This is a genomic window from Thalassobacillus devorans (assembly GCF_900176565.1).
GTDB classification, from domain to species: Bacteria; Bacillota; Bacilli; order Bacillales; family Halobacillaceae; genus Thalassobacillus; species Thalassobacillus devorans_A.
Map to the genome: position 1 here is coordinate 911592 of NZ_FXEH01000006.1, position 13714 is coordinate 925305.

General features: G+C 43.2%; 19 protein-coding genes. 12 read left to right on the forward strand and 7 right to left on the reverse strand.

The genetic code is table 11. From position 1 onward, the window contains the following. Positions 1–42: 42 nt before the first annotated feature. Together ytvI and B9Y67_RS15515 are read right to left on the reverse strand one after the other, a co-directional pair. The gene (gene ytvI / locus B9Y67_RS15510; protein ID WP_085508019.1) at positions 43–1101 is read right to left on the reverse strand and encodes a sporulation integral membrane protein YtvI; all 1059 of its coding nucleotides are present in this window, start codon (positions 1099–1101) and stop codon (positions 43–45) included. Positions 1102–1242: 141 nt separating this feature from the next. Next, the gene (locus tag B9Y67_RS15515; protein ID WP_085508021.1) at positions 1243–1614 is read right to left on the reverse strand and encodes a YugN family protein; all 372 of its coding nucleotides are present in this window, start codon (positions 1612–1614) and stop codon (positions 1243–1245) included. A 180-nt stretch (positions 1615–1794) separates the two neighbouring features. On the opposite strand from B9Y67_RS15515, the gene B9Y67_RS15520 reads away from it, so the two are divergent. Next, positions 1795–2223, forward strand: coding sequence for a CBS domain-containing protein (locus tag B9Y67_RS15520; protein ID WP_085508023.1), 429 nt, complete (start codon positions 1795–1797; stop codon positions 2221–2223). A 313-nt stretch (positions 2224–2536) separates the two neighbouring features. Beyond that, entirely contained in the window at positions 2537–3619 is a 1083-nt protein-coding gene (locus tag B9Y67_RS15525; protein WP_085508025.1) for a CAP domain-containing protein, read from the forward strand. Here B9Y67_RS15525 and B9Y67_RS15530 read toward each other — a convergent pair. Continuing rightward, a complete protein-coding gene (locus tag B9Y67_RS15530; protein ID WP_085508027.1) occupies positions 3616–3954 on the reverse strand; it encodes a hypothetical protein in 339 nt (112 codons plus the stop codon). The two genes, B9Y67_RS15525 and B9Y67_RS15530, sit on opposite strands and share 4 nt — an antisense overlap. A gap of 87 nt (positions 3955–4041) precedes the next feature. Here B9Y67_RS15530 and ylbD point away from each other — a divergent pair, with 87 nt between their 5' ends. The 3 genes from ylbD to B9Y67_RS15545 are packed head-to-tail and all read left to right on the forward strand — an operon-like array spanning position 4042 to position 5175. Beyond that, positions 4042–4437, forward strand: a complete 396-nt coding sequence (gene ylbD, locus B9Y67_RS15535) for a spore coat protein YlbD (RefSeq protein WP_085508029.1) — start codon at positions 4042–4044, stop codon at positions 4435–4437. Between the two features lie 6 nt (positions 4438–4443). Then, the gene (locus B9Y67_RS15540) at positions 4444–4680 is read left to right on the forward strand and encodes a YlbE-like family protein (protein ID WP_062445697.1); all 237 of its coding nucleotides are present in this window, start codon (positions 4444–4446) and stop codon (positions 4678–4680) included. Between the two features lie 57 nt (positions 4681–4737). Next, positions 4738–5175, forward strand: a complete 438-nt coding sequence (locus B9Y67_RS15545) for a YlbF/YmcA family competence regulator (RefSeq protein ID WP_085508031.1) — start codon at positions 4738–4740, stop codon at positions 5173–5175. A gap of 1 nt (position 5176) precedes the next feature. Here the strand turns inward: B9Y67_RS15545 and B9Y67_RS15550 are convergent, their stop codons facing one another. Further along, entirely contained in the window at positions 5177–5506 is a 330-nt protein-coding gene (locus B9Y67_RS15550; RefSeq protein ID WP_085508033.1) for a hypothetical protein, read from the reverse strand. A 152-nt stretch (positions 5507–5658) separates the two neighbouring features. Here B9Y67_RS15550 and B9Y67_RS15555 point away from each other — a divergent pair, with 152 nt between their 5' ends. Further along, positions 5659–5934: a YlbG family protein gene (locus B9Y67_RS15555; RefSeq protein ID WP_085508035.1), complete on the forward strand. Its 276-nt coding sequence runs from the start codon at positions 5659–5661 to the stop codon at positions 5932–5934. A 169-nt stretch (positions 5935–6103) separates the two neighbouring features. On the opposite strand, the gene B9Y67_RS15560 is transcribed toward B9Y67_RS15555, so the two are convergent. Beyond that, complete coding sequence (locus B9Y67_RS15560; protein WP_085508037.1) at positions 6104–6493, reverse strand: DUF7147 family protein; 390 nt, start codon at positions 6491–6493, stop codon at positions 6104–6106. Between the two features lie 454 nt (positions 6494–6947). Between B9Y67_RS15560 and rsmD the strand changes: the two genes are divergently transcribed. Then, positions 6948–7496 (forward strand): 16S rRNA (guanine(966)-N(2))-methyltransferase RsmD, encoded by a 549-nt coding sequence (gene rsmD, locus B9Y67_RS15565; RefSeq protein WP_085508039.1) that lies wholly within the window; start codon positions 6948–6950, stop codon positions 7494–7496. 12 nt (positions 7497–7508) lie between these two features. Next, positions 7509–7991 carry a pantetheine-phosphate adenylyltransferase gene (gene coaD, locus B9Y67_RS15570; RefSeq protein WP_085508041.1) on the forward strand — a complete coding sequence of 161 codons (483 nt, stop codon included), beginning with the start codon at positions 7509–7511 and terminating at the stop codon, positions 7989–7991. Positions 7992–8031: 40 nt separating this feature from the next. Here coaD and ylbJ read toward each other — a convergent pair whose 3' ends face one another. Further along, a complete protein-coding gene (ylbJ, locus tag B9Y67_RS15575; RefSeq protein WP_085508043.1) occupies positions 8032–9246 on the reverse strand; it encodes a sporulation integral membrane protein YlbJ in 1215 nt (404 codons plus the stop codon). A gap of 169 nt (positions 9247–9415) precedes the next feature. Here ylbJ and B9Y67_RS15580 point away from each other — a divergent pair, with 169 nt between their 5' ends. Both B9Y67_RS15580 and B9Y67_RS15585 read left to right on the forward strand, forming a co-directional pair. After that, positions 9416–10198, forward strand: coding sequence for a patatin-like phospholipase family protein (locus B9Y67_RS15580; RefSeq protein ID WP_085508045.1), 783 nt, complete (start codon positions 9416–9418; stop codon positions 10196–10198). A gap of 1 nt (position 10199) precedes the next feature. Beyond that, positions 10200–11225, forward strand: a complete 1026-nt coding sequence (locus B9Y67_RS15585; RefSeq protein WP_085508047.1) for a SepM family pheromone-processing serine protease — start codon at positions 10200–10202, stop codon at positions 11223–11225. Positions 11226–11265: 40 nt separating this feature from the next. Here B9Y67_RS15585 and B9Y67_RS15590 read toward each other — a convergent pair whose 3' ends face one another. Continuing rightward, complete coding sequence (locus tag B9Y67_RS15590; protein WP_369668771.1) at positions 11266–12498, reverse strand: nucleotidyltransferase; 1233 nt, start codon at positions 12496–12498, stop codon at positions 11266–11268. A 466-nt stretch (positions 12499–12964) separates the two neighbouring features. Between B9Y67_RS15590 and B9Y67_RS15595 the strand changes: the two genes are divergently transcribed. Both B9Y67_RS15595 and rpmF read left to right on the forward strand, forming a co-directional pair. Further along, a complete protein-coding gene (locus B9Y67_RS15595; RefSeq protein ID WP_062445720.1) occupies positions 12965–13489 on the forward strand; it encodes a YceD family protein in 525 nt (174 codons plus the stop codon). Positions 13490–13535: 46 nt separating this feature from the next. Beyond that, positions 13536–13709, forward strand: coding sequence for a 50S ribosomal protein L32 (gene rpmF, locus B9Y67_RS15600; protein WP_028782672.1), 174 nt, complete (start codon positions 13536–13538; stop codon positions 13707–13709). Positions 13710–13714 lie beyond the last annotated feature (5 nt).

Here is a 13714-nt window from a genome sequence, read left to right on the forward strand (position 1 = left end):
TATTGGATCAGCTTTTTTTATACCCAGTAATATTCTGTTATATCATATTTTGAAGTTCCAGCGGATAATGCCAGCTTCTTTGGCTGAATTAAAGGCAATTAAAATTAATGGTCCGAGAATGAAACCCATAATCCCCATCAATTGAAGACCGAGAAACATGGCAACCAATGTCGCCAGGGGAGACAGACCGATATGTCTTCCCATCACTTTCGGTTCTACTGTACGGCGGATGGCAAGGAGCAGCACGGCTAAGATAGCAAGTTTCGTACCTGCCACTGCGTCCCCGGCAAGGTACATATACAATGACCAAGGAGCTAAGATGACAATCGAACCGATGATCGGGATGAAGTCAATAGCCCATATGATTAGAGCCATGACTACGGCAACCTCGGGTGAGATAAACAATAAGCCGATTAAGGTTACTATAAAAATGATGATACTTACAAGAAATTGGGCTTTTAAAAAACCGAATACCACATAAGATAAACGAGCATTCATGAATTTCACTTTTTCGGATGTTTCTTCTGTCATAAATTCGTACGTATTTTCTTTCAGCCTTGGCATTTCAAGCATGAACAGGAATAACGCGATTAAATAGACGATAAAACTTACGAGATACTCTGGAATTTTAGCAAATACTTTCGTTATGTTTTCGATGGTAAGCGTATCTGTTATGGTTTCACTGAGATTTCTCACATTGCTTTGCATACCTGCAGTGATTTCTGTTACAAACTCATCCGGCAGGTCTTGGGCATAGCGGTCGATGCTTTCTTCCCAATTCTGTACCATCTGGTTGATCTGTTTCACATATGTCGGTGCATTTTCTGCCACATGCGCTACTTGGGTTACTGTTTTGGTGACTACAAATGTACCGAGTATACTGATCAGTAATAAAAAGAGAAGAAAGGTGATGATGACCGCCAATTTCCGCTTCATGCGGAAACGGAATTGCATCATCCGGATGGCCGGATTAAGAAACAAAGCGGTCACGAAAGCCATAATTAAAGGGACAGATACTGGCAGTAGGAAATAAGCCGCAATGATGAAGAGTAAGGTAATTACAATCAAGATCCATTGACGTTTTGTAAGGTAGCGGAACAATTTGTTTATGTATCTCCTTTCCTAAATAACACCTATAATTCAAAATATAGCAAAGTCGTGGGTGTTTGAACAGTTAATGAGTGTAAGATGTTAAAAAACCGCAACCTGACTAGTTAGTTAGGATGCGGTATCAGTTATTGCTTAAACCACTTCTTGATGATTCTTGATATCCCCGGCAGCTCTTTCGACTAACTTAGCTGCGCGGTCCATCAAGTCCTTAGAAAAGCCTTCCTGCTCTCCATATTCAACCCCGTGAGGATAGTAGTGGCGGCCTAGTAAAGGTGTCAGCATTTTGAAGACAGCGTTTCCCGAATCTACATCTCCTTCAATTGCATAACCCTGCACACGCACATAATAAGTAATATTCTTTTCAGGCGAGCCGATCTTGTAATCATAGGTGACGCGTTCGTAATCCCATTGCCCGCCACGGATAAAGCCGGCTTTGTTCATGACATGATGAAGCGCTTTTTGTTTAATGACTAACCCTTCGATACCAGTACCTTCTAGTTTCATTCCAAACACCTCTCAATAATTGTATGTAGTTAAGATTATCATAGTATGAAATTGAGCACGTTGCAATTCATTATACTATAAATCGTTTAACGTTGCATGCAAACTTTCTTTCGTTTTGGATAAACTACCTGATGAATGGACAGTTATGACTGTCTTTTTATTAGAAGGAGGGTACAAATAATGAAATCAGTTCGTGAAGTGATGACATCAGAAATTTCATCCTGTACAGCAGATGATCACTTATTCGATGCAGCAACATTGATGAAAGAAAGAAATGTAGGTGCTGTGCCTGTAGTAGGAAGCAATCAGGAGCTGCTTGGTATGGTGACGGACCGCGACTTAGTCATTCGTGGCTATGCCAATAAAAAGCCTGGTTCTACCCCGATCCAGGAAGTGATGAGTGACAAGCTTTACCATGTTACGCCGGATGCCACGTTGCAGGAAGCAAGTGAAGTGATGGCAGACCACCAGGTACGTCGATTGCCAGTAGTCGAACAAGGTAAACTTGTAGGGATTCTTTCTTTAGGTGACTTGTCACTGGACGATATGTCCGATCAAGCAGCGGGAAAAGCCTTAGAAGAAATCTCCGAACGCCCAGAAGTGCATTAATTCAGAAAACACGAGCCTATGATGCAGGCTCGTGTTTTTTTGTGACTCCGTTAAATTTCTGTGTTGATATTCCATTAAAACTCCCTTTTACTGAAGACTCAGTTTCGAGACGTTAGGTAGTAATTATGGTGGCTGGGAAAACGGATCGCTTTCCGTGGGTAAAATCAATAGCAAACAGAGTTATGGTAGTAAAGAACTGTCTCTGATGCGGTTAGGATAGTCATAAATAGTTGCAGGTTCGACTATACTGATGGTAAAAATATAGTAGCATCTGTGATAGAATCCACATGATTTAAAATAAGGGAGAGAAGACATGAATCTGATACGCCTCGTCCTGCTAATTTTGATAGCTGGGGGAATCTACCTGGCAGTTACAGGAGATTTCGCTGATGGAAAACTTGAAAAAGGGCTGCAGAAAGGAAAGGATGCTGCAGTAAAGCTTGCTGAAATGTTAGAAGAAGATCAATCAGAAGAACCACCTGATACAAGCGAAGAAGAGGAAAGCTTGTCTATTGAAGGGGATATGTATAAATGGATCGGTAAAGACGAACAATCCTTGATCGAGGAGTACGGAGAGCCGGAGCGAAAAGACCCAACCGCTTATGGCTATACTTGGTGGGTTTATAATCAGGATTCCGATAAGTATTTACAATTCGGAATCGATGAGGAAAAGATTGTGACCTGGTTTCTGACAGGAGACGAGACGAACGCTGATCCACTTACCATTGGTGATGAGTATCAAGCGGTTCAATCCCAGCATGATTTTGAAAAAGAAGTCTCTTATAAAAAAGGTGTGGAACAATACACTTTTCAATTATCCGAGGATGATTTGAAGACCCGGCCGCTGGTACAATTAAGTCACAGTGTTTATGCCCAGCTTTATTTCGACACCTTTACTGAACAGCTTTCATCTATTCGCGTCATGAATTATGAAGTTCTGTTAAAACAACAGCCATATCAGATTTCTTATCGGGGAAAACTGCCCAAGGAAACAGTATTGGAGGAAGACTGGGAAGCAATTGAAGAAGCGAGGGAGCGACAAATCTTTGATATAACCAACCGCTACCGGCACCGGTTTGGTAAAGGTGCGTTGGAGTGGTCGGAGCCTGTAGCAGAAGTGGCTTTCAAGCACAGTAAGGATATGAGGGATAATAATTATTTCTCTCATTATACACCGGACGGCGTTGGGCTGCAGGAACGGTTACAGGCTGATGGAGTGACCTACTCGCGTGCTGGTGAAAATATAGCCGCCCAATATCCGGATGCTGCTGCAGCTATGGAAGGATGGTTGAATAGTGAAGGTCACCGGGAAGCCCTGCTTCATGATAACTATTCCCATCTTGGCGTCGGCGTCTACAAAGACTACTATACGCAAAACTTCCTGGTGCCTCGTTAAAAATAAAATGTAGAATGATGCCATTCGCCAGATAACCGGACATGTTCCCCGGTACGGAACCCAGCCTTCTCATGGTCAGAGGATGCGGGTTCTTTTTTTATCGCTTTCACTCTTCCTTGCTTACTATCGACCCACAATTCCGTAACCAGCAGATAAAGGTCCTGGTAAAACTTTTCTTTATAAGAGACGGTTCGGAGGATTCTCCCCTCCAGAATAGCACCGGATGTAACTTTTCCGTATGTTCGCCATTCCTGTTCATATTTTTCCCGTTCTCTTTTTGTACGCAGATAAAAATAAAAAATAAGGATAGGAACCACTACGGATGCAATGAACATATAAATCCTCCTCGTCCTCCCCGCACATTTTATAGGCGTGGGCATAGGCTGATAACAGGTAATCCTTGAGTAAAAGAGGTGCAGCATATGGTAAGCAACAAGCTTCATCCAAGTGTTGAACAGTTCCGAGAATTCGTAAATAATCACCCGAAACTGAAAAAAGAGCTGCGCAGTAATCGTGAAAATCTCCAACACTATTATGAAAAGTGGCTTCTATTAGGAGAAGGTGACCCTTTCTTTGATGATTATCGAAGCGATGACCATCACGATCAATCACAAGAGAAGAAGTCAACAGATAAAAAGGAATGGATGAACCAGTTTGTACACATGGTCGACCAGGTCAATTGGGAAAATATCAATGGCCATATCCATCACTTGAATGGCGCGCTTGGAAATCTGCAGACACTGGTAAAGCAGTTTCAGGAAATGAAAAGCTCCCCTAAAGGCCCAGGTAACAACAATTTTCCGTTTTTAAAGGACTGATCTGAATTGCAAGCAGAAAACTATCGTTTTTTACAGGAGAATGAGGAACGCCTGGCTTTCATTCGCATGAATCCTGAATGGTACAGAAAGTTGACAAGAGACCCAGGACAGCAGACAGTCTTTGATAAAGAGATGAAACGGTTCTTTGGACGGACACCGATTCAGCGCGTGGAAAAAATCGGGAACCAGCTGCAAATGATGAATATGCTGGTTCAGATGGCCAGAGCTATGAAAGATGAATAACCTGGTGCATTTCTTTCTACTATCATATTTGATATGATAGTAGTGGAGGTGAAACAAATGCTGGCCACGATGGAAATCGTCGATTTGTTGGATTCCTCTGAGCAAATCGGGCAAATGATTTTGCAATCAGAGGTCATGGAGGACTACCAATCTGCAAAAAAGCAGCTGGAAGAAGACGATCAGGCACAACGGCTGATTCATGACTTTCAACAAATCAAAGATCAATATGAAGATGTGGAGCGGTTTGGCCGCTACCATCCTGATTACTACCGTATAATGAAAGAGGTCCGATCCGTAAAACGGGAAATGGACATGAATGATAAAGTTGCCGCTTTCAAGATGAAAGAACGGGCACTCCAGAAGCTTCTTGATGAAGTGAGTCAACTTGTGGCCTTCAGTGTTTCAGAAAATATCAAGGTACCTCGTGATGGCATGGCCCTAACTGACAGCGGCTGTGGATGCGGTACTGGCGGAGGCTGTGGGTGCGCCTCCTGATTCATAAGGGATCAGTGAAACGGATGCAGTCATCACAAAGGTTTCCGCAACAGAACATTTTACGCTGAGGGACCAGAAATCGGACCCTATACACATAGAACGCTTGGCTTTTGCGAACGAAACTCATCGCAAGAGTCAGGCGTTTTCCTTTCATAGCACCTGCTGCAGAGCGTTTCAGGAGCTCTTCCAATTCCTGCTGCGAGGTTTCCGGCCGGGGTTGGATATAAATGAAAGGGAGGCCGGTAAAGGATTTCACTTCAAAGGTACGGATGCTTTCTGCTTCTTTCATATAGTTGATAAATTTCTCCCATGCACGTTCGTGATCCGTCATTCCCATCTCTCCATTCCTGCACCGCGTTTATTCTATCCTATCTTTCCCATCTGCGTTTTTCAATAACAAGCAAATCCTATGCCACAATAATTGCCTGAAAATTATAATTCTGATACACTTGCTGTAAATGCCTATAAAAGCGAGGAAAAACTATGAACGTCGAGCGACAAGGTATGGTCATTTATTTTCAGCATATGAAGAACTTAAGACAAATAAAAAAGCATGGTCATTTGATCTATGCTTCCAAAAAGAGCAAGTATGCCATTTTATACGTAGATAAAGAGCAACACGAAGATACGATGGAAAAACTCGAACGTTTTCCGTTCGTCTCGAGAGTGGTTCCTTCCTATAAGCCGGAGGTAAAAACAAACTACGAAAACGCAAAGCCAGATAAAGCTAAACAATACGATTACAAAATGGGAATATGATGAAAAAAGCCAGTCTGCCTGCGATAGGCGGGACTGGCTTTTTTATTGGGATGGATTACTCTGTGTTTTTGATTGGGACAGATTGCAGTGAAAAAAGCAAAAACCTGTCCGAAAGAGGCCGGATTCAGATAGGTTGCCGTATAAAGGCCGGTAAAAACAGTCTATGAATCTAAGTTAATGGTGCAATATAACGATTCATCCGTAGGATTCCGATCAGGTGCTGATAATAGAGCGCTGTCTCATAAAATTGATCGGAAGGTTTCACTGTAAGAGGAATGATAGACTTATCCAGACGGACTGCGAGCTGTTCAAACATTTGATAACGTTGTGTTTTCTTTTCTTCAGGATCCGGAATACCTTCCCGGCAGATATAAATCGGCTGGAATTTATCATCGCCTGATGGATGGAGAACGACAGCGAGTGAAACGACAGGCTGACCATTCTTAATTGTAGCAAATGTCATCAGGTGTTTAACGCGGTCAGCCATCCGGTCCCCGATTTCAATCAGTTCATACAAGTCAGCGGTTCCTTCTCCCAGTTCAATGAATTTTTGATTCATGTATATGCCACCTCATTTTATGTAATGTGTCCCGCATTTACTTTAGCATGTAATACAGAAGTTGTGAACGGTTAAGTATAGCAACGACTTACCTTCGAGGAAAAACAAAAATAGGGCTGCCCGGTAAACGGACAGCCCGTCTTTTTGTTTCTGACTTGGAGAAACAAAAAGCAAAGGGAGAGGAGAAACCGGAGGAAGGCTTATGGGGATGTAAGCCTTCTCCGTCTTCTAAAGCAGTAAGCCATTGCTTCCTGCTTCATTGGTTATTATGAACGCTACAACAGGAATTTATACAAAAATTTTTCCTTATTTTTATTAGCAATGGGAGAAGTTTCACGAAGAAGAAAGTTTGTGGTAGGATAATGGAGAATGACTTGGCATCACCAATCCTTGTTCCAGGTTATTTTTAAAAAAGAAATTAGCTGATAACTGTTCTACATAAGGAGGATATCTTGTGAGAGTGATTGCTGGAGAACATAAAGGAAGACAGCTGCGTCCGGTCCCTAACCGCCTTACTCGTCCGACAACGGACAAAGTTAAGGAAGCATTATTCCAAATCATTGGTCCTTTTTTCGAAGGCGGCCAGACACTTGATTTATTCGCAGGAAGTGGCGGTCTTGGCATCGAAGCATTGAGTCGGGGGTTGGACCATTGTGTGTTCGTCGATAAACATCCAAAAGCAATTCAGACGATATACGAGAATTTGAAGTCGCTTAATATAGAAGAGCAGGCAGAGGTATTCCGAACAGATGCTTTCCGTGCTATGAAAGCTGCCGGTAAACGTGGCTTGAAGTTCGATATCATTTTCCTTGACCCTCCCTATCAGCAAGTATCCTATGAAAAACTGGTGGAAGCGATCAGGGAACATGATCTGTTGAAAGACGAAGGTATCATCATATGTGAACATGATGCCGATGAACACTTGCCTGATGAGCTGGCTGGTGTACCTTTAATGAAACATGAAGTCTATGGTGGCACGATTGCCATCAGCATATACCGATGAGGAGGATATAGTATGACACGTCTAGCCATTTGTCCTGGCAGTTTCGACCCGATTACATATGGACATCTCGATATCATCCAAAGAGGTGCCAAAGTTTTTGATCATGTCATTGTAGCCGTATTTAATAATCAATCAAAAGCCCCGCTTTTCGATGTGGAAGAACGAAAGGCATTGATTGAAGAAGTGACTAAAGACATTGAAAACGTTTCCGTTGATTCCTGTGGGGGGTTATTGATGGAATACGCCCAAAGCAAGAACGCACAGGCGATTCTTCGCGGGCTGAGAGCCGTCAGTGACTTTGAATACGAAATGCAAATCACCTCGATGAACAGGAAACTGAATGAAGAGATTGAAACCTTTTTTATGATGACAAATAATCAATATTCCTTCCTGAGCTCGAGCATTGTCAAAGAGGTAGCAAAGTATCAGGCGTCCGTTTCTGATCTCGTGCCGCCCCCTGTCGAAGTTGCACTAAAGAATAAATATTCCGGATAATGAAAAAACCTGCCGTCAATGATTGGCAGGTTTTCCTTGATTATTTATAAAAATGACTGGTTTTATGCTGTTTCCACAGGATGAGACATCCGGCCATCAGGCTGGCAATGGTAATTAAAGGACCGTAATGCGAGAGCTGTTCCAGGACATGCATCGGCCACCCTGATTCTTTAATTTTTGAAAGTACTGGTATAGCACCTGACGATCCCTCGGTTTGGGAGGCATATAGCGGCTGGAATAATAAAATACATAATACACTCGCGAAGATGCCGTGCATCAGGCGACCCAGAAAATATGGGTGAAAACGTATATCGGTCTCCGCCAGGATGCTTGCAACTTGAGCCTGGACGGAAAAACCATTGAAGCCAAGGATAAAGCTGACAGCGACAGCTGCAAACAGCATTTCGACTCCGGATTGGGAAATCATTTGAGAACCCATGGTAATTTCCATCAACCCGGAGAAAATCGGGATACTTAATACTTCGGGCAAATGCAGGAAAGTTAATAAAAAGGTGAAGCTGTCCGCAATTATTTCGGTAACTCCTGTAACGAACAACAGTTTATTTAAAACGGAAAAAATGATGATGAACCCGCCAATCATCAATAATGTCTGAATAGAGGACAAAACAGCATCACCGAACAGTTTTCCAAAGGGACGCTCGTCCTTTATCCTGGTTTCGTGCAGCTCCCGGAATGCCCGTTTGATCGAGAAGCGCTCATGATTAGCTTTGGAGCTTTTATCTTTACGGTGGTAAAAGCGCATGACTATTCCGACCATCGTGTTGCCGCCGTAATGGCTTACCGCGAGGAGCATTCCTAATACAGGATCATTAAAAAAACCAACAGCTATCGCCCCAAAAATGAACAATGGATTCGAAGCATTTGTAAAGGAAACCAGCCGCTCAGCTTCAATACGAGTTAATTGTTTTTCCTGTCTGAGACGGGCGGTGATTTTAGCTCCGGAAGGATACCCGCTGGCCATGCCCATCGCCCATACGAAGCTTCCGGCACCGGGGACATTGAACAGGGGCCGCATAATCGGTTCGAATAAAACACCGATAAAGGTCACTACACCAAACCCGATCATCAATTCCGAAATGATAAAGAAAGGGAGCAGAGAAGGAAAGACAATTTCCCACCACATATTCAGACCACGGATGCTGGCAGATAAAGCCTGGTCGGGGTATTGAATTAGCAGAATAGCAAAAAGAATCGTTATAAGGGCGAGTATGAAAGATTTGATTTGTGACTTCATGTCCGCCTCCTCAAGAAAAACGTTCAGATTTCTGTACTTCTATTTTTATCCATAGTAGAATGTTTACAATTAAGACAAGCATACGTTCGTCTTTTAAAGATATGCACATAGTGCCTTCTGATATGCCATAAAATAGAAGTAAAATAACGACACCAGGGAGAGATCAGGAGTGAAACGTCCAAAAATTGGTCTGGCATTAGGTTCGGGTGGAGCGAGAGGCTTTGCCCACCTGGGAGTGTTGAAGGCTCTTCATGACAACAATATTCCGATCGATATAATTGCCGGGAGCAGCATGGGTGCACTTGTAGGAGCATTTTATGCAGCTGGTCAGAAAATTGATGACTTATATAAGTTGGCAACAACGTTCAAACGGAAGTATTACCTTGATTTCACTGTCCCGAAAATGGGTTTTATTCAAGGGAAAAGAATCAAAGAATATATAAGACTATTCACGTACAATAAGAATATCGAGGAATTCGTTGTTCCGATGGGAGTGGTGGCCACTGACCTGTATGCAGGAAGCAAGAAAGTATTCACGAAGGGAAATGCGAGTAATGCGGTACGTGCCAGTATTAGCATTCCGGGTATTTTTGTGCCGGAAAAAATTGAAGGTCGATTGTACATAGATGGCGGTGTCATTGACCGGGTACCTGCTTCCGTCGCAAAGGACATGGGAGCGGATATGGTGATAGCTGTAGACTGTGCCCATTTCAGCGGAGATGCTGAAATACATTCGATCTATGATGTAATTACCCAAAGTATTGATATTATGCAGGATGAACTCGTCAGTCATTTAGGTGTTTCAGCAGATATCATGATTCGTCCTGATGTCTCCAGGTTCAGTACACGAGCATTTACGGATATTGAAGAGATTGTAGCAGAGGGAGAGAAAGCAGCAGTAGACCAAATCAGCAAGATAAAGGGACTGTTGGCAAATTGGAAGGAGTCATAGCATGAAGTTAAGCAGGCGTTATATTATTACAGCAATCATAACGATCTTATTAGCATTGTTTCTAGGTGGTTACCGGCTGCCATTTTATATTTATAAACCGGGAGGAGCGGAAGAGCTCAACCCTGTCGTCCAGGTGGAGGGCGCGTATGACAGCTCAGGAGAAATGCACCTGGTGACAGTAAGAGGAGGACAGGCGACACCAATCCAGTACTTACTGGCAAAAATAAGGTCTTATCATCAAATTTATCCGATAGAGGATATCCGTCCGGAAGGGATTTCAGAGAGCGAATATATGCATGCCCAGCTGCAGATGATGGAGAGCTCACAGGAAGCGGCCCAGGTAGTAGCCTATCAAGCCGCAGACAAAGATATCGACATTCAGTATGAAGGCGTCTACGTGATGAACTTACTTAAAGGTATGCCAGCAGAGAAGGAATTGAAGCCGGGAGACAGAATTATTCAAGTGGATGACAAGAAAGTCGCGGAATCCAGTGACCTGGTGGATTATGTAGATAAAATGGGGGCAGGGGATTCTGTCGAACTTACGCTTGAACGAGAAGGCGAAGAAATGGTCAAAGAAATTGAATTGGCTCCATTTCCAGAACAGAAAGATAAAGTTGGCGTCGGGATTACCCTTGTTACGGACCGGAGTGTGGATGTAAACCCTAAAGTTCAATTCAAGAGCGGGGAAATCGGCGGTCCTAGTGCCGGCCTGATGTTCTCCTTGGAAATTTATGATCAGCTGACCGAAGAGGATATAACCAAAGGTTATATGGTTGCTGGTACGGGTGAGATTTCCTATGAAGGGGAAGTAGGAAGGATTGGCGGGATTGATAAGAAAGTAGTGGCCGCTGACAAAGAAGGTGTTGATATATTCTTTGCTCCTAATGAAGGTGGCAAAGAAGGATCAAATTATGAAATAGCAAAGAGGACAGCAGAAAAGATTGATACTTCCATGAAAGTTGTCCCGGTTGATACCTTCCAGGAAGCCCTCGACTATTTGGACCAATTGGAACCGAAAGCATAAACGAAAAATGACCTGGCAGCTATGTATGCCAGGTCATTTTTCATTTACCCTGGATGGCATGTATCCGGAGTGGGGGCTGTAATTCCTGTTGCAGCATATGTTGCTTCAATGGAGCTGTAAAGATACTGTAGTAGGCGTTCGAAGCCCGTTCATCTATCCTTAATAGCGGGTCGTCCATTTGCTGGATTTGATTGATGAATGGTACATCGGCTTCTTTACGTACTTCTTTCAAATAGGCCTGCCCTGTTGCATTCATGCCTAGAATCCGCACATAAGGCATTTTTTCAAGCGAAAGCATTGCCTCTGCTTCGTCTTTCGTCGTGTTGCATAGGATATGGGTGAACATCCGTTGCAGCCTGGTCCAGGTGTACCGTTTTGTTTTCATTCCCTCCATCAGTTCCCGAAAAGATCCGGCTTGTTTGGCAACCCGTTTCATTCTGTTTTCCAGCCCCTCTTCCACTGTATGGATGGCTCTTAACTCTGTGGCACTCATGGTAAGGATACGATAATGCAAAAAGGGAAAATATAATTCCCAATCATGCCACTGGTGTGTTTTTCGCTTATAGTCGCTCAGCACAGTTCTTGTTGTTACAGGGAGGGCTTGTTCAACTATATCCGTCATGGATCCGGCAGAAAAAAGCTCCTTACGAATGCTTGTGGCACTTGCAATTTCGCCGGTGATGGTTTCATCATGGTAGTCATTACTGATTCGCTGGATTGTCGCTGCTTTTACTTCCGGAGCATATTTGAGCAATTGTTTGACATAACTAAAACCAAGTATATTATTCGGTTTGGCTAAATCGACTTCTCCCTTGGTCAGTCCGATAGACTGGTAAGCGTGTCTTGCTGCCTCCGGAAAAGATAGCCCGGAGGATAACAATTCATGCAGTTTACTGTCAAAATCATTTTGAGAGGCTGCGTATATTTCAGCAGCTTCTGTGAAGCTCGTGATATTTCCATGTTCACTCCCGAAGCATAAGGCGTCAATTCCAAGCTCTTTCAAGGTCAGAACAGCCCCCTTGCTGAATAAGTCACTATGCTCCACAGCAAACAGGGAAGGAAGTTCCACTACCAGGTCGACTCCTGATTCCAGTGCGGCCCTGGCTCTTGACCATTTATCTATGATAGCCGGCTCACCACGCTGCAGAAATGGTCCGCTCATGACAGCAATCATACATGCAGCGCCTGTTTCTTTTTTGGATTGTTCCAGATGGTGAAGGTGCCCATAATGGAAAGGGTTATATTCGACCACCAGTCCACATGCTTTCATCATAACCGTTCCTTTCCGTACAATAGTATGTATTCCGTATTATTGACTGTTTAGACTTATTGTAGCAAAAATATCCAAACCATGTAGTGCAATGATTCGCCAATAAGGTTTCAGATGTGTTATTTTAGTAAAAACATGATATAAATACGGGGCAGGAGCCCAGCCGCTTCCGCTTTTCGTGTGTCTAGCTACAGCGCCTAGCGACTCGTGTACTTCCTTCACCTCCGTACGATAAGGCGACATCGATTCACTACGTTCATCGTGTCTTCTTTTCGCTTACGAGCACAACAGTCACTACGGGTTTCGCCTTTTTGGACGATAACCCAAGTGACTGTAGTCTCCTACGGTTCAGTCCAGTCCAATCGTCGCTGACCAGGCGCTTCCGCTTTTCGTTTGTGTGTAAAGAAAATATGTTGACAAAAGGTTAAATTATATTTACAATTACTCTTGTTGCCATGAGGTGATATTAATGAAATTTCCGCTACAAAAGCTCAAGCAAGCTGGTGATGAGCCGTTTGTATTTGAAGATGATGTAGATATTAGTGAATTAGAAGAAATGAAAAATGATATTCGGCAGATACCGCCAGTCCAAGTCAAAGGGCAGGCGACGATGCAAGGGGAAGAGATTACTTTTCAATTTACCATTGATGGAACGATGATCCTCCCATGTGCCCGCACACTGGTAGATGTTGAATATCCATTTCACGTGGATGCCATAGAAGTCTTTTCCACGTCACCTTTTTATGAGGAAGAAGATGAATCAGAAATTCATCCAGTTGATGGAGAAGTTCTTGACTTGACGCCTTATATAAAGGAAAATGTACTCTTGGAGGTTCCTTTTCGAGTGTTTTCCGAAAAACAGGAAGCATATGATCAGGCACCACAGGAAGGTCAAGGCTGGCAACTGGTCACAGAGGAAGCCCAGGAGAAAAAAGTGGATCCTCGAATGGCTAAACTGCAATCATTACTCAATGATAACCAAAAAGAAGACTGAGAAAATCCCTATAGAGATTTTCGATCGATTGAAGGAGGTGTAGAACATGGCAGTACCAAAGCGTAAAACTTCTAAAAAAGTGAAGAACCAACGTCGTACACACAAAAAACTTCACGTACCAGGTATGGTGGAATGCTCCAACTGTGGAGAATACACGAAGCCTCACCATGTTTGCAAATCTTGTGGACATTATGATGGAAAGCAAGTAGTCGAACAATAAGCATG

Coding starts and splice junctions, on each gene's coding strand:
- B9Y67_RS15515 (WP_085508021.1), bottom strand. CDS start 1,614: ATGAAACTAGAAGGTACTGGTATCGAAGGGTTAGTCATTAAACAAAAA.
- B9Y67_RS15520 (WP_085508023.1), top strand. CDS start 1,795: ATGAAATCAGTTCGTGAAGTGATGACATCAGAAATTTCATCCTGTACA.
- B9Y67_RS15525 (WP_085508025.1), top strand. CDS start 2,537: ATGAATCTGATACGCCTCGTCCTGCTAATTTTGATAGCTGGGGGAATC.
- B9Y67_RS15530 (WP_085508027.1), bottom strand. CDS start 3,954: ATGTTCATTGCATCCGTAGTGGTTCCTATCCTTATTTTTTATTTTTAT.
- ylbD (WP_085508029.1), top strand. CDS start 4,042: ATGGTAAGCAACAAGCTTCATCCAAGTGTTGAACAGTTCCGAGAATTC.
- B9Y67_RS15545 (WP_085508031.1), top strand. CDS start 4,738: ATGCTGGCCACGATGGAAATCGTCGATTTGTTGGATTCCTCTGAGCAA.
- B9Y67_RS15550 (WP_085508033.1), bottom strand. CDS start 5,506: ATGACGGATCACGAACGTGCATGGGAGAAATTTATCAACTATATGAAA.
- B9Y67_RS15555 (WP_085508035.1), top strand. CDS start 5,659: ATGAACGTCGAGCGACAAGGTATGGTCATTTATTTTCAGCATATGAAG.
- B9Y67_RS15560 (WP_085508037.1), bottom strand. CDS start 6,493: ATGAATCAAAAATTCATTGAACTGGGAGAAGGAACCGCTGACTTGTAT.
- coaD (WP_085508041.1), top strand. CDS start 7,509: ATGACACGTCTAGCCATTTGTCCTGGCAGTTTCGACCCGATTACATAT.
- ylbJ (WP_085508043.1), bottom strand. CDS start 9,246: ATGAAGTCACAAATCAAATCTTTCATACTCGCCCTTATAACGATTCTT.
- B9Y67_RS15585 (WP_085508047.1), top strand. CDS start 10,200: ATGAAGTTAAGCAGGCGTTATATTATTACAGCAATCATAACGATCTTA.
- B9Y67_RS15590 (WP_369668771.1), bottom strand. CDS start 12,498: ATGATGAAAGCATGTGGACTGGTGGTCGAATATAACCCTTTCCATTAT.
- B9Y67_RS15595 (WP_062445720.1), top strand. CDS start 12,965: ATGAAATTTCCGCTACAAAAGCTCAAGCAAGCTGGTGATGAGCCGTTT.
- rpmF (WP_028782672.1), top strand. CDS start 13,536: ATGGCAGTACCAAAGCGTAAAACTTCTAAAAAAGTGAAGAACCAACGT.